21 protein-coding genes are annotated in these 26,599 nt (G+C 69.6%); 17 read left to right on the forward strand and 4 right to left on the reverse strand.

Features of this window, described 5'->3' with window-relative positions; genetic code table 11:
* The first annotated feature begins 69 nt into the window (after positions 1-69).
* Positions 70-1,035, forward strand: a complete 966-nt coding sequence (locus tag ACLZOT_RS45330; protein WP_416975118.1) for a LysR family transcriptional regulator — start codon at positions 70-72, stop codon at positions 1,033-1,035.
* A 1,055-nt stretch (positions 1,036-2,090) separates the two neighbouring features.
* Here ACLZOT_RS45330 and ACLZOT_RS45335 read toward each other — a convergent pair.
* Positions 2,091-2,798, reverse strand: a complete 708-nt coding sequence (locus tag ACLZOT_RS45335) for a hypothetical protein (RefSeq protein WP_416975119.1) — start codon at positions 2,796-2,798, stop codon at positions 2,091-2,093.
* A gap of 303 nt (positions 2,799-3,101) precedes the next feature.
* Between ACLZOT_RS45335 and ACLZOT_RS45340 the strand changes: the two genes are divergently transcribed.
* The 10 genes from ACLZOT_RS45340 (at position 3,102) to ACLZOT_RS45385 (ending at position 14,989) form a co-directional block, all read left to right on the forward strand.
* Positions 3,102-5,213: a bifunctional polysaccharide deacetylase/glycosyltransferase family 2 protein gene (locus ACLZOT_RS45340; protein ID WP_416975120.1), complete on the forward strand. Its 2,112-nt coding sequence runs from the start codon at positions 3,102-3,104 to the stop codon at positions 5,211-5,213.
* Positions 5,214-5,431: 218 nt separating this feature from the next.
* Entirely contained in the window at positions 5,432-6,637 is a 1,206-nt protein-coding gene (locus ACLZOT_RS45345; protein WP_416975139.1) for an acyltransferase family protein, read from the forward strand.
* A 95-nt stretch (positions 6,638-6,732) separates the two neighbouring features.
* A complete protein-coding gene (locus ACLZOT_RS45350; RefSeq protein ID WP_416975121.1) occupies positions 6,733-7,242 on the forward strand; it encodes a hypothetical protein in 510 nt (169 codons plus the stop codon).
* Positions 7,239-7,940 carry a hypothetical protein gene (locus tag ACLZOT_RS45355; RefSeq protein ID WP_416975122.1) on the forward strand — a complete coding sequence of 234 codons (702 nt, stop codon included), beginning with the start codon at positions 7,239-7,241 and terminating at the stop codon, positions 7,938-7,940. Before ACLZOT_RS45350 ends, ACLZOT_RS45355 begins: the two co-directional genes overlap by 4 nt.
* Positions 7,940-12,682, forward strand: coding sequence for a putative T7SS-secreted protein (locus ACLZOT_RS45360; protein ID WP_416975123.1), 4,743 nt, complete (start codon positions 7,940-7,942; stop codon positions 12,680-12,682). Before ACLZOT_RS45355 ends, ACLZOT_RS45360 begins: the two co-directional genes overlap by 1 nt.
* Entirely contained in the window at positions 12,679-13,113 is a 435-nt protein-coding gene (locus ACLZOT_RS45365; RefSeq protein WP_416975124.1) for a hypothetical protein, read from the forward strand. Before ACLZOT_RS45360 ends, ACLZOT_RS45365 begins: the two co-directional genes overlap by 4 nt.
* 92 nt (positions 13,114-13,205) lie before the next feature.
* On the forward strand, positions 13,206-13,748 hold the full coding sequence (locus tag ACLZOT_RS45370) for an Imm50 family immunity protein (RefSeq protein WP_416975125.1): 543 nt from the start codon (positions 13,206-13,208) through the stop codon (positions 13,746-13,748).
* A 26-nt stretch (positions 13,749-13,774) separates the two neighbouring features.
* On the forward strand, positions 13,775-14,149 hold the full coding sequence (locus tag ACLZOT_RS45375) for an Imm50 family immunity protein (protein WP_416975126.1): 375 nt from the start codon (positions 13,775-13,777) through the stop codon (positions 14,147-14,149).
* A gap of 185 nt (positions 14,150-14,334) precedes the next feature.
* Positions 14,335-14,730 carry a hypothetical protein gene (locus ACLZOT_RS45380; protein ID WP_416975127.1) on the forward strand — a complete coding sequence of 132 codons (396 nt, stop codon included), beginning with the start codon at positions 14,335-14,337 and terminating at the stop codon, positions 14,728-14,730.
* 70 nt (positions 14,731-14,800) lie between these two features.
* Entirely contained in the window at positions 14,801-14,989 is a 189-nt protein-coding gene (locus tag ACLZOT_RS45385) for a hypothetical protein (RefSeq protein ID WP_416975128.1), read from the forward strand.
* A gap of 11 nt (positions 14,990-15,000) precedes the next feature.
* On the opposite strand, the gene ACLZOT_RS45390 is transcribed toward ACLZOT_RS45385, so the two are convergent.
* The 3 genes from ACLZOT_RS45390 to ACLZOT_RS45400 form a co-directional block, all read right to left on the reverse strand.
* The gene (locus ACLZOT_RS45390) at positions 15,001-15,858 is read right to left on the reverse strand and encodes a hypothetical protein (protein WP_416975129.1); all 858 of its coding nucleotides are present in this window, start codon (positions 15,856-15,858) and stop codon (positions 15,001-15,003) included.
* Between the two features lie 101 nt (positions 15,859-15,959).
* Positions 15,960-17,153: a uroporphyrinogen-III synthase gene (locus tag ACLZOT_RS45395; protein ID WP_416975130.1), complete on the reverse strand. Its 1,194-nt coding sequence runs from the start codon at positions 17,151-17,153 to the stop codon at positions 15,960-15,962.
* Between the two features lie 126 nt (positions 17,154-17,279).
* Entirely contained in the window at positions 17,280-18,662 is a 1,383-nt protein-coding gene (locus tag ACLZOT_RS45400) for a nitrate/nitrite transporter (protein WP_416975131.1), read from the reverse strand.
* Between the two features lie 312 nt (positions 18,663-18,974).
* Between ACLZOT_RS45400 and ACLZOT_RS45405 the strand changes: the two genes are divergently transcribed.
* The 6 genes from ACLZOT_RS45405 (at position 18,975) to ACLZOT_RS45430 (ending at position 26,456) form a co-directional block, all read left to right on the forward strand.
* On the forward strand, positions 18,975-19,565 hold the full coding sequence (locus ACLZOT_RS45405) for a CGNR zinc finger domain-containing protein (protein WP_416975132.1): 591 nt from the start codon (positions 18,975-18,977) through the stop codon (positions 19,563-19,565).
* 732 nt (positions 19,566-20,297) lie between these two features.
* A complete protein-coding gene (locus ACLZOT_RS45410) occupies positions 20,298-20,819 on the forward strand; it encodes a sigma-70 family RNA polymerase sigma factor (RefSeq protein WP_010039908.1) in 522 nt (173 codons plus the stop codon).
* A gap of 62 nt (positions 20,820-20,881) precedes the next feature.
* Positions 20,882-21,661, forward strand: coding sequence for an anti-sigma factor family protein (locus ACLZOT_RS45415; RefSeq protein WP_416975133.1), 780 nt, complete (start codon positions 20,882-20,884; stop codon positions 21,659-21,661).
* A 74-nt stretch (positions 21,662-21,735) separates the two neighbouring features.
* Positions 21,736-24,117: a HelD family protein gene (locus tag ACLZOT_RS45420; protein WP_416975134.1), complete on the forward strand. Its 2,382-nt coding sequence runs from the start codon at positions 21,736-21,738 to the stop codon at positions 24,115-24,117.
* A 303-nt stretch (positions 24,118-24,420) separates the two neighbouring features.
* Positions 24,421-25,851, forward strand: a complete 1,431-nt coding sequence (locus ACLZOT_RS45425) for an NAD-dependent malic enzyme (RefSeq protein WP_416975135.1) — start codon at positions 24,421-24,423, stop codon at positions 25,849-25,851.
* A gap of 323 nt (positions 25,852-26,174) precedes the next feature.
* Positions 26,175-26,456 carry an HU family DNA-binding protein gene (locus ACLZOT_RS45430; protein WP_005486790.1) on the forward strand — a complete coding sequence of 94 codons (282 nt, stop codon included), beginning with the start codon at positions 26,175-26,177 and terminating at the stop codon, positions 26,454-26,456.
* The last annotated feature ends 143 nt before the right edge of the window (positions 26,457-26,599 follow it).

The raw sequence follows: 26,599 nt of genomic DNA on the forward strand, positions 1-26,599 counted from the left end.
CGTCCGGTCCAACACCTGTCGGGCGCTTATTCACGCGCCTGTGTTGTGGGTCGTTGTTAGGTTCGCCGGATGCCTCAGGATCTCGAACCCCGGCTGCTCCGGGTCTTCCTCGCCGTCGCCGAGGAACTGCACTTCACGCGGGCCGCCGCGCGACTGTTCGTCGCCCAGCAGGCACTGAGCCGCGATGTACGGCGACTGGAACGGGAGTTGGGGTCCGACCTGTTCGTCCGTACGACACGCCAGGTGGCCCTGACGCCCGAGGGTGAACGCCTGCTCCCGTACGCGCGACGGGTGTTGGACGCGCAGGAGGAGCTGCGCGCCGCCTTCGGCCGGCCCCGCCCACTGCTGGTCGACCTCAACTCGCCGGGGTTGCGGACGAGTTCGCTGGTGCTGGAGCGGGCGCGGCGGCTCGCCCCGGACCACGAACTGATGGCCCGCTTCGAGAGCGGGCTGACCTGGGCCGCCGCCGAGATGATCGCGGGGAGGCTGGACGCGTCGTTCGGGCGGTACGCGGGGCTCGCCCCCTCGCTGCGGGCGCGGCTCGACCATCAGCTCGTCCGGTACGAGCCCATGGCCGTCGTCCTGCCCGAGGAGCACCGGCTGGCCTCGTGGGAGGCGGTACCGGTGGGGGAGTTGGCGGGGGAGGAGGTGTACGCGGGGGCCGGGAATCCGCGGACCCCTGAATGGACCGATCTGGCACGGCAGTTGTTCGAGGGGCGCGGGGTGCGGGTGGCGCCGCCGGCTCCGATGGCCGTGGGGGAGGACGAGTTCCGGCGTGTCATGGCCCGGTCCGGCCGGCCGGTGCTCGCCGTGGAGGGGTTTCCGGCCATGCCGGGGACGGTCCGGCGGCCGCTTGTCGAGCCCGTCCCTTTGTCCCCGGTGTCACTCGTGTGGCGAAAGGGGCTGGTCCATCCGATCTTGGCTGTACTGCGTCAATCTGCGCTCGAACTCGCGGTCGAGGAATCGTGGTGGGAGGTCCCGGTCGATGGATGGATTCCAGCCATCGACATGAGCATGGCATCCACACACAAATGACGCATCGCACACGCGGCGCACATCCGCTGCGCTAGATTCGGCGCCCCGAGCACGGAGAGACATCGGGGGCGCGTGAACCGGGTGGGGGCCTGGTTGTGCGACGTGTGCTCGGCAGTCGAACACGCGCCCAGAACTGTTCCAGGGACGGACCCGGAGTGATTCCGGAGTGCTCCCGTGGGGGGAAGTGCGCACGTGAAGAAATGGCCAGAAGACGCCCAACCCGAGTGGCCCGAGCCGGCGCCGCCGACCCAAGGGGTCGCGGCGGTCGGGGGCGGGACCCAGAAGTTCCCCGAGGCGCCGTCCACGGGTGAACGCCGGGAGATATCCCGGCCGTCGGGCGAACCGGCGCTGTCCGGCGGAACCGGCTGGGAGGGGTTCCCGGACGACATCCTGGACAGCGGCCGCCGGGCACCGGACCCGTCGACACGGGTGCCGGACTCGGCGCGGCTGAGGGACTCGGTGAGGCCGGTGGACTCTGCGGGGCTGGTGGACTCTGCAGGGCTGGTCGAGTCGGCCTTCGGGGCCCCGTCGGCCCGGCGGGATCCGTGGGGGGAGAGGTCCGAGGGGGTACCTGGGGGGTACGGGTCCGGGGGGAACGGCGGAGGGAGCGCGGCGGACGGGGCCGGGGCCCAGGGGTCCGGGGTCTACGGGTCTCATGGGGCGTCGTCCGGAAGTACTACGGGTACGGGGCCGGATAGCGCGAGCGGGGGCGGGAACCTCGGCAGTGACGGCAGTGGTAGCGGTAGTGGTGGCGGGTGGCCGGTGGCTCCCCGGAGCCGGCGTGCCGGGCAGGGGGCGCGGCGTACGGGCGCCGGGACCGACGGGGAGCTTCACCGTGGGGGTGGCTCTCAGGAGGGACCGGGAGTACGGGGCGCGGCGGACGGGCCGGGCGGCGAGGGGCATGACCCCGCCGAGGTGACCGTCCAACTCGACCCGCTGCACGGCGGGGAGAAGGCCGACGGCGACTCCGAACTGCCCGTGTTCGTCGACGAGTCGGGCCGCCGCAGCCGTACGTTCCGGCGCCTCGGACTCGCCGTCGGCCTGGCCTGCGGCGCCTACGCGGCCGTCATCGTCGGCACCCTCCTCTCCGGCAACGCGGGCGCCCCCTGGCTCCCCCTCCCCGGACCCGGCGACGACAGCAAGCCCGCGAGCCAGGTCGAGGCGACCCGTACCCCTAGTACTTCGGAGCCACCCGCGCCGGGCGACGCCTCCGTCCCCGGCGGTACCTCGTCGGCCACCGCCTCCGGTACGGCGACCAGGGCCCCCGGGGCGACGCCGGGACCGTCCGCCTCGGGTACGGCGGGTCCCTCGCCCCGGCCCTCCACCTCGCCGGCGGCCTCGCCGAGCGCCGGTGCGACCAGGCCGGGGACCGGGCCGGGGCCGGGGATCGGCAGCGGCAGCCCCTCGCCGGCCGGGAGCAGTCCGGCGGTGTCGTCGCCGTCGCCCTCCTCGGTGGCGCCCTCGCCGGATCCGTCGCCGGACGCGTCGGCGTCGCAAGGGGTGAGCGAGAAGAGGCAGGCGTCCGGGCCGGGGGCGTCGGGCGGGGGCGGTGCGGGGAGCCCTGGGCCGTCGGCCGCGGGGGCCTCGCCCGTGTCGGCGCCCGCGTCGGGCGGCGTCGGGTCGGGCGGCACCGGCACGGGTGGTGCCGGCTCCGGTGGTTCGGCGGGCGGTGCCTCCGACCGGCCGGGGGTCGCTCCGGCGGCGGACGCCGACGCGCCGGCGAGCGCGCCGGGTTCCGGGTCCGGGGTGTTCGTGGCGCGCAAGGCGCTCGCTTCCGCGGAGGGCGTCTCCTGATGGGATCACGCGCAAACCGGCGATCCCCACAGGGGCCGACCGGTTCCTCAGCCCTTCCCTCGCACCGGTCGCAGGGGTCGTCCTCAGGTCGTAGGGGTATGACGCGCCGGAAGCGGGGGGCGTCAAGTACTACGGGGACTACGGGTACTACGGAGACGGCGAGTACCCCTGCCGCCCCCGACGGACTACCACCGACGGCGTCATACCAGGGACCCCCTGCCACGCCTCCCCCGTCCCCACCCTCCGCCACGCCCCGCCGCCGTTTCCTCCCCATGCGCCACCTGCTCCCGCTCCTCCTGCTCTGCGCGGTGATGGCGATGCTGATGCTGCGCGGCTATGTGCACAGCGAGATCCTCGCGGACTACCGGGTGCGCCCGGAGGCGGCGGCCGACCAGGTGCCGGGGAAGATCCTGGATGGCGGCCCGGTCGTGGACACCCGGGGCGGCCAGGCGACCAGCATGGACATCCCCGACCGGCGGATCGTCCTCACCTTCGACGACGGACCCGACCCGCGCTGGACGCCCGAGGTGCTGGACGTCCTCAAGGAGCACCGCGCCCACGCGGTCTTCTTCATCACCGGCACCATGGCGTCCCGCTACCCCGACCTGGTCCGGCGGATGGCCGAGGAGGGCCACGAGATCGGCCTGCACACCTTCAACCACCCCGACCTCTCCTACCAGTCCAGGTCCCGTATCGACTGGGAACTCACCCAGAACCAGCTGGCGTTGGCGGGCGCGGCCGGGATCCGCACCTCGCTCTTCCGGCCGCCGTACTCCTCCACGGCCGAGGCGCTGGACAACAACTCGTGGCCGGTCGTGCGCTATGTGGGCAGCCGGGGCTACCTCACCGTCCTCACCAGCGTCGACAGCGAGGACTGGCAGAAGCCCGGAGTCGCCCGCATCATCGCCAACTCCACGCCGCCCAAAGGGGAGGGCGGCATCGTCCTGATGCACGACTCGGGCGGCGACCGGCATCAGACGGTCCAGGCGCTCGACCGCTACCTCCCCCAACTCCAGGGCCAGGGTTACAAGTTCCAGAACCTCACCGAGGCCCTGAACGCCCCCAGCGCCCATATCCCGGTCACCGGCGCCGAGTTGCTGAAGGGCAAGGCGTGGACGGCCCTCGTCACCGCCTCCGACAGCCTCACCGGCGTCCTCGTCGTCGGCCTCGCGGTGGTCGGCGTCCTGGTCTTCGCCCGCTTCGGCCTGATGCTGCTGCTCTCCGCCGCGCACACCCGCCGCACCCGGCGCCGCGGCTTCACCTGGGGGCCGGACGCGCCGGTCACGGAGCCGGTGACGGTGCTGGTCCCGGCGTACAACGAGGCCAAGTGCATCGAGAACACGGTGCGTTCACTGATCCGGAGCGAACACCCCATAGAAATCCTGGTCGTTGACGACGGATCCAGCGACGGCACCGCCCGCATCGTCGAGGAACTGGCCCTGCCCGGCGTCCGGGTGGTCCGCCAGCTCAACTCCGGCAAACCCGCCGCGCTCAACCGGGGACTCGCCAACGCCTCGCACGACATCATCGTGATGATGGACGGCGACACGGTCTTCGAGCCGTCCACCGTAGGGGAGTTGGTCCAGCCCTTCGCCGACCCGCGGGTCGGCGCCGTCGCCGGGAACGCCAAGGTCGGCAACAAGGACACCCTCATCGGGGCCTGGCAGCACATCGAGTACGTGATGGGCTTCAACCTGGACCGCCGCATGTACGACGTGCTGCGCTGCATGCCGACAATTCCCGGTGCCGTAGGGGCGTTTCGGCGTACCGCGCTGGAGCTGGCCGGCGGGATGAGTGACGACACGCTCGCCGAGGACACCGACATCACCATGGCGATGCACCGCGACGGCTGGCGTGTCGTCTACGCGGAGAACGCCCGCGCGTGGACCGAGGCGCCGGAGTCCGTGCAGCAGCTCTGGTCGCAGCGCTACCGCTGGTGCTACGGCACCATGCAGGCGATCTGGAAGCACCGCCGGGCCGTGATCGAACGGGGGCCGTCGGGCCGCTTCGGACGGGTGGGCCTGCCCCTCGTCTCCCTGTTCATGGTCGTCGCGCCGCTCCTCGCCCCGCTGATCGACCTGTTCCTCGTCTACGGCCTCGTCTTCGGCCCCACCGGCAAGACCATCGCGGCCTGGTTCGGCGTCCTCGCGGTCCAAGGGGCCTGCGCCGCCTACGCGTTCGCCCTCGACCGCGAGCGCCTCACCCCGCTGATCTCCCTGCCGCTCCAGCAGATCCTCTACCGGCAGCTGATGTACATCGTCCTGCTCCAGTCCTGGATCACGGCCCTCACGGGCGGTCGCCTGCGCTGGCAGAAACTCCGCCGCAAGGGCCAAGTCGCGGCACCTCCCGGGCAGTTGGCGGCGGAGAGCGGAGGCCGGGGATGACGGACACACCGGACAGGCCCGACTCGGGAGCGGCGCCGGTGCGCGGCAGGCGACGGGCTCCGAAGATCCCCGCGCAGAGAAAGCCGGGGGAGCGGGCGCCGGGGGAGCGCGCTCCGTACGCGGCGACGGGCCCCGGCGCCGAGGCGGCACCGTACGCCGGGCAGGCGCCGACCGCCGGGCAGACACCGGGATCCCTGCCCTCGGAGCCGAACTCCCCGCTGCCAGGACCGGGCTCTCCGTCCCCCGAACCGGCCTCCCCGCTCACGGGACCGGAATCCCCGGCCCCTCAACAGCGCGGCCGGGACCGGTACTTCGACCTCCTCCGGGCGATCGCCCTCTTCCGCGTCGTCCTCTACCACCTCATGGGCTGGGCCTGGCTCCCGGTCGTCTTCCCCTCCATGGGCGTCATGTTCGCCCTCGCGGGCAACCTGATGTCCCGCTCCCTCGACCGACGCCCGGCACCCGAGGTCGTCCGGGGCCGCCTGCGCCGCCTGCTCCCACCCCTGTGGCTCCTGGGAGTGATCGCGGTGACCGGCATGGTCCTCGCGGGCTGGGGCCCCGGGGATGAGAGGCACCCGATCTGGTGGTGGCTCCACCTCGGGTACTGGGTCCTCCCGATCAGCGACCCCCCGTACGCCGCCGTATCCCACGGCATCGAGGGACTCGTGGCGGACGACTGGCCTACCGCTCTGGGGGTACCCCTCTGGTACATCAGGGCCTACCTCTGGTTCGTCCTCCTCTCCCCGCTGCTGCGCCGGGCCCTCCGCGCGGCCCCCTGGCCCACGATCCTGGCCCCCCTCGCGCTCTCGGCCGCCCTGGAGTTCACCTCGGCCACCACCACGAGCTGGCGCCTCGACTCCACCCTCACCGACTTCGCGACCTTCGGCTCCTGCTGGCTCCTGGGTATGGCCCACCACGAGGGTGTCCTCCAGAAACTCCCCCGCTACACCGTCCCCTCCCTCGCCCCGGCCGTCGCCGCCGTAGCCCTCTGGTACGCCCTACGCCACGACCTCCACCAGAACCACGACCTGGACGACATGCCCTTCGCCCAGTCCCTCTGGTCCTTCGCGGCGGTCCTGCTCCTCCTCCACCTGAGCCCGCGATGGCGGACCTGGCCCCCCGCCCTGCGCCGCTGGGACGGCCCCATCACCCTCCTCAACTCCCGGGCCGTCACGATCTACCTCTGGCACAACCTCTGCATCGTCGTCGCCGAACCCCTCTGGGACCACGCCTGGAACATCCAAGCCCTCGAACAACACGCCCCCGGCCTGCTCAACTCCCCGTGGCCGGTCCTCCCGTTGACCTGGCTCCTCACAGCCCTGTGCGTACTGGCCTTCGGCTGGACAGAGGACCTCGCGGCAGGCCGCCGACCGACCCTGTGGCCGAACGGACGCACGAAGGGCCTGCGGGGACGCGGGAGGTAGCCCGGGGTAGTCCGTAGGTAGGGGGGAGGGGCAGACCGCAGGGCCCCCTCGACCCGCATTGCGGTTCGCGATACGCAGGTGTGATGATTCCGGACATGGCTGAGAGCGGGGGCGAGGAGGCGGCGGGGCAGACACGCCCGTCACGGTTGCGCGACTACCTGGACCCGCCACCCGCACCGGCACCACCCAAAGCCGCCGAACTCCCGCCCCCGCAGCCGGAGAACAGCCCCGAGCCCTCCGAACTCACCCGTCGCCGACGCGAATTCGCCGCCGTCCTCGGCGAGTTCCGCCGCACGCCCGTCCTCCTGCCCCTCGTCGAGGACGACGCCCCGCTGGTCGCCGACTTCGGCGGCATTCGCTGGATCTACGCCTTCTCGAACGAGGAAGCGCTCGCCAGGTTCGCGATCGCGAGGGGTGAGACGCGGCGCGCATGGCCGTACCGGCAGGTGCTCGGCGCCCGGCTGCTGGACGTCGGGACCGTGGTGGCCGGGGTGCCGTGCGGCGTCGCTCTGGACGTCGGCAGCGAGGGCGAGGGTGTGCTGTTCCCGCCGGTCGAGGGCATCGTGCCGGACGAAGCGGCCGTGGACAGGGAAGGACGAGCGTGAGTACCGATCCGGTGGAGCGGAAGCCGGCCGCGGCCACGGGCAAGGACCTGGAGACCGCCGGCATGGCGCAGGTTGCCCGGGGCATCACCGGGACCCTGGACGAACTCCGGGAGATCGGCATCGACAGCCTCGCGGGCGCGGGCCGGGGATTCTCCGAACTCTCCCTGTCCGGACTGGAGTTGGGCCACGATGAACTGCGCTCGGAGTTCTCCGCGTTCTGCGAGCGCTGGGACTGGGGCGTGCGCTCGCTGGTCGCCCAGGCGAACGCGTTCGCCCAGTCGGTGGGCCTCGCGGCGGGGACGCTGCACGAGACGGACCAGTACATCGGCGGCTCGCTGAAGGTCCTCGCCAACTCTGTGCTGGGCGGCAGCCCTTACGCCTCCGAGGAGGAGGTGGAGGGCAAGAGCTGGAGCGAGATCGCGACTGGCGGGTACGAGGCTGTCAGCAACCCCGACTACAGCGGGGAGTCCATGGTCAAGGCGGCGGAGACCGCGAAACAGGGCTGGAAGGACGCGGCCCGGGACGTGATGACGTCCGAGACACTGGGCCCGCTGGGACCCCTGGGTCCTACCCCTGAAGGACTACGCCGGGCGGCCGGGGTGAGCGAGAGCGACTACGAGCAGATGCTGGACCACACCTTCGGCCCGTCACCCGAGGAACGTGCCCAGCAGGCCCAACAGGAAGGGCAGACGGGCTGATGGGCCTCGACGACCTGGTCAACTCCGGCCTCGGCAAGCTCGAAGAGGGCTGGAACGCCGGCAAGAAGATGCTCGGCGAGGGCATCGACAAGGGCAGCGAACTCGTCGGCGACGGTCTGGAGAAGATCGGCGCGGGCGGCCTCGCCGACAAGGTCGAGGACCTCGGCGACAGCATCGCCTCCGACCTGGGAGCTACGCCGGGCGAGCAGGACCTCGGCTCCACCGACCAGCCGAACGAACTGGTCCACGGCGACCCGAAGACGATCACGGCCAGAGCCCAGCACCTCAGGGACTTCCAGAAGGCGTTCGACACCGTCGCCTCGGGGCTGAAGAAGGTCGACTCCGCGTCCTGGACGGGAGAGGCGGCCGACACCTTCCGCGAGAAGTTCGTCCGCCACCCCGAGCGCTGGCTGAACGCTGCCGCCGCCTGCGAGCAGGCTGCCGCAGCTCTGGAGAGTTACGCCGGAACGGTGACCTGGGCGCAGGGCCAGGCCAAGGAGGCCATCGACCTCTACGCGCAGGGCAGGAAGGCGTCCGAGCAGGCGCGTGAGTCGTACAACAAGAAAGCCGACGCCTACAACGCGAAGCTCGCCGCCGACCAGGACCCCGGCCCGCGCCCCGCCCCCTTCACCGACCCGGGCACCCCCCTGATCACCCGCGCCCGCGCGGTCCTCGCCGAGGCCCGCCGCCAGCGCAACACCGCGGGTACGACGGCCGCGAGCAGCGTCCGCGCCGCCCTGGCCCACGCCCCTGCGGAGCCGCCACCCCTGTCCCGCCTCAAGGCCGACGTCGCCGACGGCATGCTCGCCGCCAACACGGAACTCCTCCATGTCGCCGGCGGCGTGGTCAAGGGCACCGGCGGCCTCGTCAACTTCGCCCGCGGCCTCAACCCCACGGACCCCTACAACCTCACCCATCCGGCGGAATACCTCCAGAACGCCAGCCTCACCCTCTCCGGCCTGGTCTCCGCGAGCGCCCACCCCGGCCGCACCCTCACCACGATGTGGGACGGCTTCAAGAAGGACCCCTCCGAGGGCACGGGCCGCTTCATCCTCGACCTGGTCGGTTCCAAGGGGATGGGGGAGCTGAAGGGTGTCGTCCGGGTGGCGCGGGAGGGCGCGGAGACCGCCGCGGAAGGGGCGGCGGTGCGTGGCGGGGTGAAGGAAGCGGGTGAGACCTCCGCGCGGAACAAGGTCTCGGACAGCCCGGCCGAGCACTCCCGCGAGGGCGACAGTGTGGAGAGCAAGGGCTCGGACCCCATCGACTTGGCCAGCGGCAGGATGTACCTGCCGCAGACGGACGTCACCCTCCCCGGCCCCCTACCCGTAGTACTCAAGAGGCGCGTGGAGTCCGGCTACCGTCTCGGCCGCTGGTTCGGCCCCTCCTGGTCCTCGACCTTCGACCAGCGCCTGGAGATCGACGCCGAGGGCGTCGTCCTCGTCACCGAGGACGGCCTGCTCCTCGCCTACCCCCACCCCGCGCCCGGTGTCCCCACCCTCCCCAGCTACGGACCCCGTCTGACCCTGGACCGCGAGGACGGCGGCTACACCGTCACCGACCCCCTCACCGGCCGTGTCCGGCACTTCGGCGACCGGGGAGGCGACCTGGCGGTCCTGGAACAGATCGACGACCGCAACGGCAACTGGATCACCCTGGAGTACGACACCGAGGGCACCCCCTTGGGAGTGACCTCCAGCTCCGGCCACGACGTCCGCGTCACCACCGCTGAGGGCCGTATCACGGCTCTTCGCCTGGCTCTCACGGATGAGGTACTCAAGAGCTACAGATACACGGACGGCAACCTCACCGACGTCGTCAACTCCTCCGGGCTCCCCCTGCGCTTCACGTACGACGAAGCGGGCCGTGTCACCTCCTGGACCGACACCAACGACCGCAGCTACGCCTACGAGTACGACGACCAGGACCGCTGCATCGCCGAGACCGGCGAAGCGGGCCACATGGCCCTGCGCGTCACGTACGACGACACCGACCCCGAGACCGGCCTCCGCGTCACCACCACGACGACCGGCGAGGGCCACACCCGCCGATTCCTCGTCAACGATGACTTCCAAGTCGTAGCGGACACCGACCCGTTGGGCGCCGTCACGCACTACCGGCGCGACCGCTACAACCGCCTGCTCGCCCACACGGACCCCCTCGGTCACGTCACGTCGTTCACCTACGACGAGCAGGGCAACGTCACCTCGGTCGTGCGCCCCGACGGCCGCGAGACCAGATCCGAGTACGACGCGCTCGGCCTCCCGGTGAAACGGGTGAGCCCGGACGGCTCGGTGATCCGCCAGACGTACGACGCACGAGGCAACCGCACCTCACTCACCACCCCCAACGGCCGTACCACCCACTTCACTTACGACGCAGGCGGCCACCTCACCACCGTCACCGACCCCCACGGCCACACGACGACGATCGTCCCCGACCGCACGGGTCTCCCCCTGAGGATCACCGACCCCCTGGGCGCGACCACCCACTACACCCGCGACCCCCACGGCCGCCCCACCACGATCACCGACCCGGTCGGCGCGACCACCCACCTGGAGTGGACGACCGAGGGCCGCCTCACCCGCCGCACGGCGGCGGACGGCACGACGGAGACCTGGACGTACGACGGCGAGGGCAACTGCACATCCCACACAGATCAGTTGGGCGGCGTCTCCCGCTTCGAGTACACCCACTTCGACCTCCTCACCGCCCGCACCGGCCCCGACGGCGTCCGCTACGAGTTCACCCACGACACCGAACTCCGCCTCATCCAGGTCACCAACCCCCAGGGCCTGACCTGGAGTTACGCCTACGACCCGGCAGGCAACCTGACGACGGAGACGGACTTCGACGACCGCGTCCTCACCTACTCGTACGACCCCGCAGGCCGCCTGACCTCCCGCACGAACACCCTCGGCACGACCGTCACCTTCGAACGCAACCCCCTCGGCCAGGTCACCCGCAAGGACACCGCAGGCCAAGTCACCATCTATGCCTACGACTTGACCGACAACCTCGCCCTCGCCACCGGCCCCGACGGCACCACCCTCACGATCCTCCGCGACCGCTTCGGCCGAATCCACTCGGAGACGGTCGACAACCGCACGATCACCTACACCTACGACGACCTCGGCCGCCGCACCGGCCGCACCACCCCGACCGGCGCCACCACCACCTGGTCCTACGACGCCGCAGGCCGCCGCACCAACATGCTCGCCTCGGGCCGCTCCATCGACTTCACGTACGACGACGCCGGCCGCGAACTCACCCGCCGCATCGGCGGATCGGTCACCTTCAACCACGCCTTCGACCAACTAGGCCGTCTGACAACCCAGTCGGTGACGGGCCCGGCAAACACCCGCCTCCAGCACCGCTCCTACTCTTACCGTGCCGACGGAAACCTGACTGGTATCGACGACCACCTGACCGGCTCCCGCCGTTTCGACCTCGACGTGACGGGCCGCGTTACGGCGGTGCACGCCGCCAACTGGACGGAGACGTACGCCTACGACACGGCGGGCAACCAGACCCGAGCGGACTGGCCGGTGAGCCATCCGGGCCACGAGGCGACAGGAGAACGTACCTACACGGGAACCCGGATCACCCGGGCGGGCCAGGTCCGTTACGAGCACGACGCCCTTGGTCGCGTCACCTTCCGCCAGAAGAGCCGTCTCTCAAGGAAGCCGGATACCTGGCGTTACGAATGGGACGCAGAAGATCGCCTGATCTCGGTTACCACCCCGGCCGGTACCTGCTGGAGTTACACATACGACCCCTTGGGCCGTCGCACCTCAAAGCTCCGCTTGGCTGGGGATGGCACAACGGTTGCGGAACGTGTTGACTTCAGTTGGGACGGAAATACCCTCTGCGAGCAGACCAGTGAATCTTCTGACTTCCCGAATCTGATCGTGATTACTTGGAATCATCGGGGCCTGCGTCCGATTGCTCAGACGGAACGCATCGCAGCGGCTACAGCCCCGCAGTCAGAGATTGATTCCCGTTTCTTTACGATCGTCACAGATCAAGTGGGTACTCCGACTGAACTCATCGATGAACAAGGCGAAATTGCCTGGCGGAAACGTTCAACTCTCTGGGGTGCCACAGCCTGGGCAGCCGATAGCACTGCTTATACGCCGCTCCGGTTTCCTGGCCAATATTTCGATCCTGAAACCGGCCTCCATTATAATTATTTTCGCCATTATGATCCCGAGGCTTCCCGTTATCTGACTCCTGACCCTTTTGGGCTGGCCCCTGCACCCAACCCTGTCACCTATGTCCACAATCCGCATGTGCAGACGGATGTACTGGGGTTGGCTCCGGACTATCCGAAGGGAGAAAAGGGAAATCCATTCGATCGGCGTGAGGATGCCGAACGAGCCGCTTTTGATGCCGCCGGAGTCTCATATGGGGCTACGCCTGATGCTGAATGGATTGTCATGGGTGACAAGCAGTTGAAAAACATGCCTGGGCATGTTTATTCGTCTGACGCGACCCATTGGGGAAACTTCCGCCAATTTGAAACGGAAAGTGGCTCTCGGGTCGTTGTTGAGCATACGGACGATCCGGCTGGACTGCACTTCCATGCAGGCGCACCAAAGGGTTTCACTGTTGAAGAAAGAAGCAGGAACTGGGTAAACTTCGGCTGGGACAGTACGGCTGAAGGGTATGGGAGGATGGAGCGTTACCGGGCTCTGGACAAGCCTGGTGGGGATCATCACTTCTTCTATTATGGGCAAAGGTGAGTGAAGCTTTGATGGACTCCGAACTGTTCTCTCGAATTCGAAGCTGCAATCTGAAAGTGCTCGGCTGGTTTGATTGTGACGGATTGACGGTTGAAGATGTATTTCACCGTGTTGTTCACATTGATGTCGTGCCTGTGAAGCGCATCCCTGCCGATTCGGTTGATATCGGCAGGAAGGTAAATGAGTACTGGGGGTTGCATGCAAGGAGCGGTGGAGTTATTGCTGATGACGGCACCTTCCTGGTAGCAGGCTCCCTGGAGGGTGGATGGGTATCTGTGAAAATGATCGACAATGTCGAAGTTTTCAACTTTAGGGAAGCCTCTGGTGACATCCTCTTTGTTGCCCGTTCCGCTAGCGGCCATCACGTATGTGCGGTCAGCAGGGAGGGCAGTGAATATTGGATCATCGAAGTTGATTTTCCGGAGGGTTGAATTTCAATTTTTAGGAGATTGATCTAGCCGGATTTCGGAATGGATTGAAGGGTGCGTCGCTGATTCACTTCAAGGGTGAGGATTTCGTAGTTATGGACGGCGTAATATCGCCGGAGTGGCCCGCTGTTGCCGTTGACAAATTTATCGCGAACTCTCAGGTGCTGAGTTCACTGTACGGGGATGCTCCCGCGCTGGGCGGTGATCTCAGACTGCGTTCTGTCAACTTGAACTGGATCGGTCCCACGGTGACCCTGCGCGTGGATCTCGCTCGATTTCCCGAGGCGGCGCCGCAGGAGTGGCTGGATGCGGAGCTGGATACCGTTCAGTGTCAGCTCGAATTTTTGGGTGTCGATCATATGGCCATGGCAGGGTGGAATCCTCCGGTTCTCGCTCGCGTCAACGTTGTCGGACGCCGGGAGCGCAGGCGTATCCAGGTCGAGGTCCGATCAGAGAAGGAGGGTTTCACGCTTTCCTTTGAATGTTCTGATTCTGTTGTCGTGGGGAGGGTGGGCGCTTTCAGGGTGCAGGATGACGGAATGGACGGTGGTTCGACGCTTCATGTGAAGCGGCTGGATTCGCGTCTCTACGGGACACTTCCCGACACTTGCGAGAAGGTTTACTATGAGCGTTTCTGATTGGGGTCGAATCCTTGGTTCGCCCGATGCTCTGGGGGGCATTTTACGAAGGACCCGCTCCCGCCCCGGAAGAATGTAAGCCTTACTATGTCCATGTCGACGAGAGGGGGAGTTCGGTAACGGTCGGGTTCGAAACCCGGAATATTCCGTCGCGTCCTGACAGGGAATGGAGGGGCGGGGATTACAACACTTTGGAGTTCTACCTCCTGTTCCTGGGTGTCAGGAATTTTTCGGTGAATCGCTGGAGCTCTGTCGAAGCTGCACGATTTGATGTGGGGATCCAGTCCGACGGTGGGGTCTCTGTTGTTCTCGGGGGCGATGGTTCCGGCATCAAATTCCAGGCCGATTCTGTAGGTGTGCAGAAGGCCAGGGTTTATCTTGCGGCGCCTGCGGCGGGGTAATTGGGTTACCGGGTGGAGGGGGCTGGACCAGGGGCTCCTGTCAGGGTTCGGCCGAGTGGTGGTATCCGGGTGGCTCGAAGTGGTGATGTCGCGTGACCTCTCGTTGATCGGAATGTTTGGTTTTGTGGCGTTCGCTTGTCGATAGCGTTCGTTATTTTTCGGTTTCGCCGAACGGGAGTGAGTACGTGATCAAGAAGGTTCTGGCTGGGGCGGCGCTGGCGTCCGCCGCGACGATGGCCGCTACCGGGGTCGCCTCGGCGACCACCTCCGCCGGGGTGGGTGCGGAGAACATGGCCGCCGGCAACGCGGGCGAGATGAACCACGCGGCCCGGGTCGCCTACGGGGACACGGCCAGCGGGAGCGGGACCGCGACCGACTTCGCCACGCGCAACGGGGACACGGCCATCGGCGGTGACGCGAGCGGGATCCTGAACACGTACGGCGCTCCGCTGGTCAACGTCGACCTGCGGTGCGCGGTGCCGAACGCGGAGGGCGTGGGCGGGAACGTCCTCGGTGGCTCTTCGGCGGCCTGCCCCGTGGCCCCGGTGGACCAGTTCGAGGCGCCCCGGCGCATCATCTGATCGGTGACACGGGAAGGGGCGGCTCCCGGCGGGGCCGCCCCTTCTGGCCGGCCAGGGGGGCGTTCGCGCAGTGCGGTGTGAGGCGCCTGACGATGTCATCGACAACGCCATCCTCCTGCTCGGTGAGTTGACCGACGAGGGTGGAAGTGGGCTCGCCCTCGTTGCCGCGAGCGCCGACAACGGCGGTGCCGAGCCTCGTCCTCACGGCACCGGCAAGGCCGAGTGGTTCGAGATGTGGACGGGGGACAGGCCGACGTAGCCGTCACGGGGTCAACTCCACGAGGGGGAGCGGCCGTTCACCACGTCGTACGGCACCGGGGTGCCCGTGGACGCGTCCAGCAGCACCCGGTCCGCCAGCGGCGCCCTCAGCGTCACCTTCACCGGCTCCATCTTCAAGTCCGCCCTGCACAGCCCGTCTTGAGGGTTCACCGCGTACGCCGACAGGACCACACTCCCCGGCGTCTCCAGCGCCTCCATCTCGACGCCGTCGTCGCACGAGCCGTGCGGCACGATGACGGTCAGGGCGCTGCCCTGGATCTTCTCCACGCGGGTCGTGGGTAGCTGGAAGTTCGACGAAGTCACCGGGGCTATCGGCGACTTGGGCAGCCGCGAGGGGCGTACGGCCGCCCGTTTGACCGGCGTCCCGTGGCCCTCCACCGTGAAGAGCCACGCCGGTACGGTCGCGGGGCCCCGGGTGGTCAGAAGGCTCATCGTGCCCAACTTCACGGCGGTGACCGGCAGTTGGGTGCCCGGTCCGGCGTACTGCGCCAGGGACCCGTACGCCGTGTCCGCCGGGACGAGCGGTGCGGTGAGGGTCGGGCCGCTGGACCACTTGATCTCGGCGTCGGCGCGGGGAAGCCGGGGCAGCGTGGCCCGCAGGGTGAGCGGCGGATCCGTCAGGCCCTCGGGGAACTGGGTCCAGTCGCCCATCGGGTGGTAGCCCGCACGCCAACTCGCCTCGGCCTGGGAGCCGTTCCACGCGGCGGCCACCTGGCGTGCGCGTTCGGTGCGTGGGTGCGGGGCCGGGGCCGGGGCGGCGCGCTGCTCCTTCCCGTCACGCTCCTCGCCGCACGCGGCGGCTGTCAGCATCATCACGGCGGTGACGGCGAGCACGAGTAGGCGGCGCATGGCTCCTCCGGAGGTGAGACGTCGAGACTGAGACGCCGGGAGCCCCACGGACGTTCGTATCCGTCGACGCGACTCCCCGGATGCCCTCCGGCACAACCCCCTTACGCGTCCGCGTACTTCGCGTCCACCCCCGGATCCACCGCCAACCGGTACCCCCGCTTCACCACCGTCTGGATCAGCTTCGGCGCCCCCAGAGCCGTCCGCAGGCGGGCCATCGCCGTCTCCACCGCGTGCTCGTCCCGCCCCGCCCCCGGCAACGCGCGCAGCAGATCCGCCCGGGCCACCACCCACCCCGGCCGCCGGGACAGGGCCCGCAGCAGGGACATGCCGGCGGGCGGTACGGGCTTCAGCTCCCCGTCCACCAGCACCGCGTGCCCCCGGATCTCGACCCGGTACCCGGCGATGGGCAACGCCCGTGCCCGCCCGGGCAGTTCCTGGCACAGCAGCTGGACCAGCGGCCCGAGCCGGAAGCGTTCGGGCTGGACGGTGTCGACTCCGGCCGCCTGAAGGGGAAGCGCGGTCACGGGGCCCACGCAGGCGGGCAGCACGTCATGCTGAAAGGCCGTCAACAGATCGCTCAGCAGCCCCCGTTGCTCGGCACGGGACAGCAGGGACGCCGCGGCCGGCGCGCTCGTGAACGTCACCGCGTCCAGGCCCCGCGAGATCGTCGCGTCCAACAGCCGGTCCAGCGGCGCGAGATCCTCCGGCGGCATCCAGCGGTACACCGGCACCCCCACGACCTCCGCGCCCGCGGCCCGCAGCGCCTCGACGAACCCCGGCAGCGGCTCCCCGTGCAGCTGGACGGCGATCCGCCGCCCCTCCACGCCGTGGTCGAGCAGCCGGTCCAGCACCTCGGCCATGGACTCGCTGGACGGCGACCACTCCTCCGTGAGCCCCGCGGCGCGGATCGCGCCCTTCACCTTGGGCCCCCGGGCGAGCAGTTCGACGGTGGCGAGCCGGGCCAGCAGCGGTTCGCCCAGCCCCCAGCCGTCCGCCGCCTCGATCCAGCCCCGGAAGCCGATCGCGGTGGTCGCGACGACGATGTCCGGCGCCTGGTCGAGGAGGTCCTTGGTCGCGGCCAGCAGCTCGCTGTCGTCGGCCAGCGGCACGATCCGCAGCGCGGGCGCGTGGACGACGGCCGCGCCCCGGCGCTGGAGGAGGGCGCCCAGTTCCTCGGCACGGCGGGCGGCGGTCACACCGACGGTGAAACCGGCGAGGGGGCCGTGGTCCGTCATACCCGTAGTACCCGTAGTACCCGGGTCAGCGGCACCCGTACGTTGCTGTTCGTCGTGCATAGTCACTCTCGTCCCGCGATGGAGTCACCCGCGATGGGATCACAGGGGGCTTCGCACCCGCATGACCGACGAGCCTGTCAACGGTGCGTGACAGGCTCGGTTCCGGTCGGTGTCGGCCGTGTTACGTCACACCTTCGCGTAGCTGAGCTGCGGCTTCGTCTCCGAGGCGGAGCCGGACGCGGTGATCCTTCCCGCCGGCCGGCGAAGGTATACGGCCCACGTCACCAGGAAGCACACCGCGTAGAACGCGAGGAACGCGACGAACGCGCCGGTGCCGGAGCCGTACGACAGGAACGACTGGCGGAACGCCATGTTGATGCCGACGCCGCCCAGCGCCCCGACCGCCCCGATCAGGCCCATCGACGCGCCTGACAGACGCCGTCCGTACGCCGCGGCCTCTTCGCCCTCCAGGCCCCTGGCCAGCGCTTTCGCCTGGAAGATGCCGGGGATCATCTTGTACGTCGAGCCGTTGCCGAGGCCTGTCAGGACGAACAGGACCACGAACACGCCGACGAAGAACGGCAGCGACTTCTGGATGCTGGCCACGATCAGCGCGGACGTCGCCGCCGCCATGCCGACGTAGTTGTACAGGGTGATGCGCGCACCGCCGTACCGGTCCGCGAGCCAGCCGCCGACCGGGCGGATCAGGGAGCCCAGCAGGGGGCCGATGAACGTCAGGTACGCGGCCTGGAGCGGCGTACGGCCGAACTGGTTCGTCAGGACCTGGCCGAAGGCGAACGAGTAGCCGATGAACGAGCCGAACGTGCCGATGTAGAGGAACGACATGATCCAGGTGTGGCCGTCCTTCGCCGCGTCGATCGCGGCGCCGGTGTCGTTCTTCACGGACGTCAGGTTGTCCATGAACAGCGCGGCCAGGGTCGCCGCGATCAGGATCAGCGGGATGTAGATGCCGAGCAGCACCCGCGGGCCGCCGCTCGCGCCGATCACCGCGAGGGCGATGAGCTGGATGACGGGTACGCCGATGTTGCCGCCGCCCGCGTTCAGGCCGAGCGCCCAGCCCTTCTTGCGGAGCGGGAAGAAGGCGTTGATGTTGGTCATGGAGGAGGCGAAGTTCCCGCCGCCGATCCCGGCGAGGAGGCCGACCAGCAGGAACGTCCCGAACGAGGTGCCCGGCTCCATCACCGTGAACGCCGCGATCGTCGGGATCAGCAGGAGGGCCGCCGAGATGATCGTCCAGTTGCGGCCGCCGAAGATCGCGACGGCGAAGGTGTAGGGGACGCGGACGACCGCGCCGACCAGCGTCACCATCGACGTCAGCAGGAACTTGTCCGCCGGGGTGAGGCCGTACTCCGGGCCCATGAACAGGACCAGGACCGACCACAGCGTCCAGATCGAGAAGCCGATGTGCTCCGACAGCACGGAGAACAGCAGGTTCCGCCGGGCGATCTTCTCCCCGCCGGCCTCCCAGAACGCCTCGTCCTCCGGGTCCCACTCCTCGATCCAGCGCCCTTTACGGGTCGCTGCTTCCTGCGTGCCGGGGGATGTCATGACGCCTCCACGGTGGGTCCTGGGCTCCGCTGCTGTCCCGAAGGTAGGGATCACGCGTTTCCAGGCTGTGCCAGGCGGTGACCGGAAGGGAACGTTGGTCTCACCGCGCGGGGGGATGGTTTGAGAGGTCCGGGCCCGCCGCCGAAATCGGCCCGGAGGGGTTTCGGGGCACCGTCCCCGCCCCTGCGCTCTCGCGGAAACGGGGCAGAGGGGTTTCCGGGCGCGGAGCGGGCAGGCACTGTGGAGGGGGCCGGAAGCCGGCCGGTCGTTCTCCGTCCTTCCCCGGGTGGTGACAGGCGTATGGCGCTGCGTATGGCTGAGGGGCCGGGGTTCTACGCGCCCCGGATCGACGCCGGACGGGTCTGTCTGGACCTGCTGGCCACCGGCCACCCCCATGAACGGCTCGACGACGTGGGCGCGTTGGCGGGCTGGATCACCGGCGTGGGCCTGGTCCCGCCGGGTACGGGCCCGGTGCGCGCGGAGGCGGCCTGGCCGGCGGCGTTCCGCGAACTGCGGGGCGCCGTGGGCGGGTTGGTCCAGGCATGCCTCCAGTCCGAGGGCCCGGCCGCGTACGTCCGCCCTCTCGCGCAGCTCAACGAGGCCGCCCGCCCCGCCCCGCCGGCCCTGCGCGCGGTCCTCCTGGACGACGGTGTCCTCGCCCGGCAGCTCGTCGAGCCCCCCACCTGTGCCGAGCTCCTGGCCGCGGTCGCCCGCGACGCGCTGGACCTCCTCACGGATCCCGCGTCCCGCGAGGCCCTGCGCCGCTGCGAGGGCGACAACTGCCCCATCGTCTACCTGGACACGTCCCGGGGCCGCAGGCGCCGCTGGTGCTCCAGCGAGATCTGCGGCAACCGCGAACGGGTGGCCCGCCACCGCCGCAGGGCGGCACTGGCCCGCACGTGAGCCCTGACAGCCTCGACGAGTCCCGGCGGGCCCCGATGCGCCCGGTGAGCCTCAGTGAGTTCCGGTGGGTCTCAGCGAATCCCGGTGGACCCCAGCGAGCCTCAGCGCCCCCCAGCGAGTCCCCGCAATCCCAGCGACCCCCACCAAGCCCCAGCCCTCACCGACGTATTCACGCCACCCCACCACGCCGGAACAAGAGCCGGCACACCCCCGGACACGCCGAAGCCCCGCAGGAGGGTGCTTGCAAGTCCGCCCGCGTGGCATATCGGGCCGACAACTCGCGTTCGCCGCGCGGCAACCCCCGGACAGCCCGCGAAATCCCGCCCGGCGGACGCAGGTTCACCCCCGGAGGGCACGCGCACCTCATCTGACGTACCGTCAACTCACCCTCACCCCGCCCCACATGCCCCTTTCGCCGCGAAACGCCGCATCGCTCCCGCGGACCAGTTGAAGTGATTTCGACAACACCCCGTTTCACTTGTGCGCCACCAGGGCACGTGGCGCGATCTTGTCGATGTGGCGGAAATGTAAAGAAGTGCGGGTGGGAATGTGCGTCCATGTCCACCTCGTCACGGCACCGGGAGGAAAGTTGTCGAGACCCTTGAACACTCCCGCACCCCCGCCCGTACTCGTGGCGGAGCGACCGAGTGGGGGAACCCCCGGACATCGGAGGTGGGCGTGCGCAAGGATTCCGTCGTGGCCAATGAACGTGGATCGAGGGCCCGACATCGCATGTCCCAGCCCTCGGAGCCTGATGAGGAGCTGATGCGTGCCCTTTATAGGGAACACGCCGGACCTCTACTCGCATATGTCCTGCGCCTGGTCGCCGGAGACCGCCAACGCGCCGAGGACGTCGTACAAGAGACACTCATCCGTGCCTGGAAGAACGCCGGACAGCTCAATCGAGCCACCGGATCGGTACGCCCCTGGCTGGTGACGGTCGCCCGGCGCATCGTCATCGACGGACACCGCAGCCGGCAGGCCCGGCCGCAGGAGGTCGACCCGTCACCGCTGGAGGTCATCCCCGCGGAGGACGAGATCGACAAGGCGCTGTGGCTGATGACCCTGTCGGACGCGCTGGACGACCTGACCCCGGCCCACCGGGAGGTGCTCGTCGAGACGTACTTCAAGGGGCGTACCGTCAACGAGGCGGCGGAGACCCTGGGCATCCCCAGCGGAACCGTCCGTTCCAGGGTGTTCTACGCCCTGCGGTCGATGAAGCTGGCGCTGGAGGAGCGGGGGGTGACGGCGTGATGAGTGTGTACGGGGGACACGGCGGCGGATTCGGCACAGGTGGTCCGGGTATGTCTGGACCCATGAGCCCCAGGCAGGGAACCCCTGCTCCCAACGAGCACGAGACGGTCGGCGCCTACGCGCTGGGCATCCTCGACGACGCCGAGGCGACCGCCTTCGAGGCCCACCTCGCGGGCTGCGAATGGTGCGCCCAGCAGCTCGACGAACTGGCCGGCATGGAACCGATGCTCGCCGCTCTCGCAGACCTCCCGGGCACCGGCACCCCCGCCATCGGCGAGTCGCTCTCCGCCAAGCCCAGCCCGCGTCTGGTCGAGAAGCTGGTGGACGAGGTCGCCGACCGGCGAGCGGTCAAACGCCGTCGCTCGTTCTTCCTGGTCGCGGCCGCCGCCGCGCTCATCATCGGCGGCCCGCTCGGCGTGATGGCCGCGACCGGCGGTGACGACGGCGGCGGTGGCAAGAGCGGCGTGGTCGCCTCCGCGAACCCCGCGAAGGACGTCTTCGGCACGCTCTCCGACAAGAAGACCGCGACCGACGCCTCCACCAAGGTCACCGGCACCGTCGCCTACGCCAAGAAGGCGTGGGGCACCGAGGCCGTGATCGAACTGAAGAACGTGACCGGCCCGGAGAAGTGCGTCCTCATCGCCGTCGGCAAGAACGGCGAGCGCGAGACCGTCTCCACCTGGGCGGTCCCGAACTGGGGCTACGGCATCCCGGACGCCAAGACGGAGCAGGCCCGCAACCCGCTCTACGTCATGGGCGGCACGTCCATGACACCCGACCAGATCGACCACTACGAGGTCGTCACCCTCGGCGGGAAGAAGCTGGTCCAGATCGACGCCTGAGCGCGCGTGACTTCCACCACCGGCCCCCCTTCGCGTACGGTTGACGGCTGCCCAGCACGTCAGAAGGGGGCCCGGTGGCCGCTCAGGCTCAACAGGAAACCGCGCTCAGATCAGCGTCCGACACGGTCCAGGACTCCGTACGGGAACGCGAGATCAGCGTCGAACAGGAACACCTCGACCGGGTCTACCGGCGCCTGGAGGAGAAGATCCACCAGGCGGAGTTCCTGCTCCAGGACGCATCACAGCGCGGACAGGTCGGTACCCCCGGAGCCCTCGCCGAACGGGACGCCCAGGTCTTCCGGGCCGGGATCCACCTCAACCGGCTCAACAACGAGTTCGAGGACTTCCTCTTCGGCCGGATCGACCTGCTCCTCGGCAAGGACGGCAAGAAGGGCCCCGACGGCGCCTACACCGCCGTGGAGCCCGCCGAGGGCGTGATCCGCGACGACAACACCGCCGATATCGCCGAGACCCTGCACATCGGCCGGATCGGCGTCCTCGACGAGGAGTACGCCCCCCTCGTCATCGACTGGCGCGCGCCCGCCGCCGCGCCGTTCTACCGCTCCACGCCGGTCGACCCCGGCCGGGTCGTACGCCGCCGGGTCATCCGCTCCAAGGGCCGCCGCGTCCTCGGCGTCGAGGACGACCTGATGCGCCCCGAGCTGACGGCGTACCTGGCGGGCCGCGAACTCCCCGCGATCGGCGACGGCGCCCTCATGGCCGCGCTCGGCCAGGCCCGTACGCACACGATGCGCGACATCGTCTCCTCCATCCAGGCCGAACAGGACCTGGTCATCCGCGCCCCCGCCGCGTCCGTGGCGTACGTCGAGGGCGGCCCCGGCACCGGCAAGACCGCCGTCGCCCTGCACCGCGCGGCCTACCTCCTCTACCAGGACCGCCGCCGCTACGCCGGAGGCATCCTCATCGTCTCCCCGACGCCCCTCCTGGTCGCCTACACGGAGGGCGTCCTCCCCTCCCTCGGCGAGGAGGGCCAGGTCGCCATCCGCGCGATCGGCTCCCTCGTCGACGGCGCGGAGGCCACGCTGTACGACTCCCCGGCGGTCGCCCGCGCCAAGGGCTCGTACCGCATGCTGCGGGTCCTGCGGAAGGCGGCCCGTGGAGCACTGGAGGTGTCCCCCAGAAGTACTACGGGTCCTACGGGTCCTACGGGCCAGCTCGCCTTCGGCGACGACACCGACGCCCCCGCCGGTACCCCCACCCGCCTGCGTGTCGTCGCCTTCAACCGCCGCCTGGAGCTGGAGGCCGACGCGCTGGACCACGTACGCCGTACCGCGCTCAGCGGCACCGCGCCCGTCAACCTGCTGCGCCCGCGCGCGCGGAAGCTGCTGCTGGACGCCCTGTGGGAGCGGTCCGGCGCGGCCTCCCGGCACACCGACCCGCAGCTCGCCGCCGAACTGCGGCTCTCCTTCGACGAGGACGTGTCCACGGAGGACGCCTTCATCGAGTTCCTGGACGCCTGGTGGCCGGAGCTGACGCCGAGGGGCGTCCTCGCGGCGATGGCCGACGAGCGGCGGCTGGGGCGCTGGGCGCGGCGGATCCTGAACCCCGGCGAGGTACGGCGCGTCGCGCGCTCCCTCAAGCGCGACGGCCACTCCGTGCACGACATCGCGATGCTGGACGAGCTCCAGGCGATCCTGGGCAGCCCGGCCCGGCCGAAGAAGAAGCGCGAGCTGGATCCCCTGGACCAGCTGACCGGCCTCGACGAGCTGATGCCGGTGCGCGAGGAGTCCCAGCGCGAGCGCGCCGAGCGGCTCGCGCAGGAGCGGGTGGAGTACGCGCACGTCATCGTGGACGAGGCGCAGGACCTCACGCCGATGCAGTGGCGGATGGTCGGCCGGCGCGGACGGCACGCCACCTGGACGGTCGTCGGCGACCCCGCCCAGTCCTCCTGGTCCGACCCCGACGAGGCCGCCGAGGCCCGCGACGAGGCCCTCGGCACCCGCCCCCGCCGCCGCTTCACCCTCACCGTCAACTACCGCAACCCCGCCGAGATCGCCGACCTCGCGGCGAAGGTCCTGGCCCTGGCGATGCCGGGCGCGCAGTCCCCGAGGGCCGTGCGGTCGACGGGGATCGTCCCGCGCTACAGCGTCGTGGGAAGGACCCTGGCCGAAACGGTCCGCGAGGAGACCGCCCGTCTCCTCGACCAGGTCGACGGCACCGTGGGCGTCGTCGTCGCGATGAACCGCCGCGAGGAGGCCCGCCGCTGGCTGGAGGGCCTGGGCGACCGCGCGGTGGCCCTCGGCAGCCTGGAGGCGAAGGGCCTGGAGTACGACGCGACGGTGGTCGTCTCCCCGGCGGAGATCGCGGACGAGTCCCCGGCGGGCCTGCGCGTCCTGTACGTCGCCCTGACCCGCGCGACCCAGCAGCTCACGGTCGTCTCGGGGGAGCGGGACCAGCCGGACGCGGACGGCGTACCCGACCTGTTGCGGGACTAGATTTCAGTGAACTCCCCGGACGGGAATGGTTCGTCGGCGTCCGTTTGTTAGCCTTGTCGTGACACCGGTTCGATCCAAGCCCCCGGGCCCAACCTTAGTCGCTTCGAGCGACCACTTGCCGCGAGGCGAGCATGGCGGGCCGGTGTCATGAGCGAAGAGAGAGGCCCACGTCCGTAAGTGACGTGGGCCTCTTCTCGTGGTGAACAAAAGGACCGCAATTCCGGCCCGGCTAACGCCTACCCAGCGGTAGGTGCGACCATCGGGCAGCAAGATTCAGCCTTACGGTGAAAGAGGAAGTCGGCCATGGCAACGGCGCCCAGCGTCTCCTACTCGATGACGATCCGGCTGGAGGTGCCCGCGGGCGGGACCGCCGTATCGGCCCTCACCTCCGTCGTGGAGTCCTCCGGCGGCTCCGTCACCGGCCTCGACGTGACCGCGTCCGGCCACGAGCGCCTCCGCATCGACGTCACGATCGCGGCCACCTCGACCGTGCACGCCGAGGAGATCGTCGAGAAGCTGCGCGGCGTCGAGGGCGTCACCCTCGGCAAGGTCTCCGACCGTACGTTCCTCATGCACCTCGGCGGCAAGATCGAGATGGCGTCCAAGCACCCCATCCGCAACCGCGACGACCTCTCGATGATCTACACCCCGGGCGTGGCCCGCGTGTGCATGGCGATCGCCGAGAACCCCGAGGACGCCCGCCGCCTCACCATCAAGCGCAACTCCGTCGCGGTCGTCACGGACGGCTCCGCGGTCCTCGGCCTCGGCAACATCGGCCCCAAGGCCGCCCTGCCGGTCATGGAGGGCAAGGCGGCCCTCTTCAAGCGGTTCGCCGGCATCGACGCCTGGCCGCTGTGCCTCGACACCCAGGACACCGACGAGATCGTCGCGATCGTCAAGGCCATCGCCCCGGGCTTCGCCGGCATCAACCTGGAGGACATCTCCGCGCCGCGCTGCTTCGAGATCGAGGCCCGGCTGCGCGAGGCCCTCGACATCCCCGTCTTCCACGACGACCAGCACGGCACGGCGATCGTCGTCCTCGCGGCGCTCACGAACGCGCTGCGGGTCGTCGGCAAGGACGTCTCCGATGTGAGGGTCGTCATGTCCGGCGCGGGCGCGGCCGGCACCGCGATCCTCAAGCTGCTCCTCGCGGCGGGCGTCAAGAGCGCGGTCGTCGCCGACATCCACGGCGTCGTCCACGCGGCCCGCACGGACCTCGTCGACGCCCCGGCGGACTCGCCGCTGCGCTGGATCGCCGACAACACCAACCACGAGGGCCTCACCGGCACCCTGAAGGAGGCCGTGCGCGGCGCGGACGTCTTCATCGGGGTCTCCGCGCCGAACGTCCTCGACGGGGACGACGTCGCCGCGATGGCCGAGGGCGCGATCGTGTTCGCGCTCGCGAACCCCGACCCCGAGGTCGACCCGGGTGTGGCCCGGCAGACCGCCGCCGTCGTCGCCACCGGGCGCTCCGACTTCCCCAACCAGATCAACAACGTGCTGGTCTTCCCGGGTGTCTTCCGCGGTCTCCTCGACGCGCAGTCCCGGACGGTCAACACCGAGATGATGCTTGCGGCCGCGAAGGCGCTGGCGGACGTCGTGACCGAGGGCGAGCTGAACCCGAACTACATCATCCCCAGCGTCTTCAACGACAAGGTCGCCGGCGCGGTGGCCGGAGCGGTGCGGGACGCGGCCAAGGCGGCCGGCGCGTCGGCGTCGACCTCGGCGTCGTAATAGTCGTAAGAACGCGCGTCCGGGGGTGGCCGAGGGGGAAATCCTCACGCCCCCGGACGCGGTTTCTGTGAGACTTCCCACGCCCCGCGCCCGGCGCGTCGTGAAACCGGGCGCACCGGCGTTGACTCTAGGGTTGCGGCCGAACAGGCGCTTTTCGTGTGGCTCCCAGGGGGGTTCTCACGGCCCCTAGGGGTGCCGGATTGGCTTTCGCGCCGCAGGTAGGGGCAGGATGCGACCCTGGGCGCGAGCGTATCGGCTTCGCTGTGCCCGAGGCTTTGCCGCAGGGCACGCCCCAACAGCAAGAAGAACACGGGAGTAACAACATGAACCGCAGTGAGCTGGTGGCCGCGCTGGCCGACCGCGCCGAGGTGACCCGCAAGGACGCCGACGCCGTGCTGGCCGCGTTCGCCGAGGTCGTCGGCGACATCGTCGCCAAGGGCGACGAGAAGGTCACCATCCCCGGCTTCCTGACCTTCGAGCGCACGCACCGCGCCGCTCGCACCGCGCGCAACCCGCAGACCGGCGACCCCATCCAGATCCCGGCGGGCTACTCCGTCAAGGTCTCTGCGGGCAGCAAGCTCAAGGAAGCGGCGAAGGGCAAGTAAGGCTCTCAACGGCCTCGCCTCGCCAAAAACAAATGTTGGGGCGGCCCTCCTTTTCAGGAGGGCCGCCCCCACCTCGTTCCAGAGGACTGTTTGTCCCAACGCGTAGCCCCGGGGTTGGACCCTCGCGCCCCCCACCAACACGT

The sequence above is a fragment of the Streptomyces sp. 4F14 genome, from assembly GCF_048159485.1.
GTDB lineage: Bacteria > Actinomycetota > Actinomycetes > Streptomycetales > Streptomycetaceae > Streptomyces.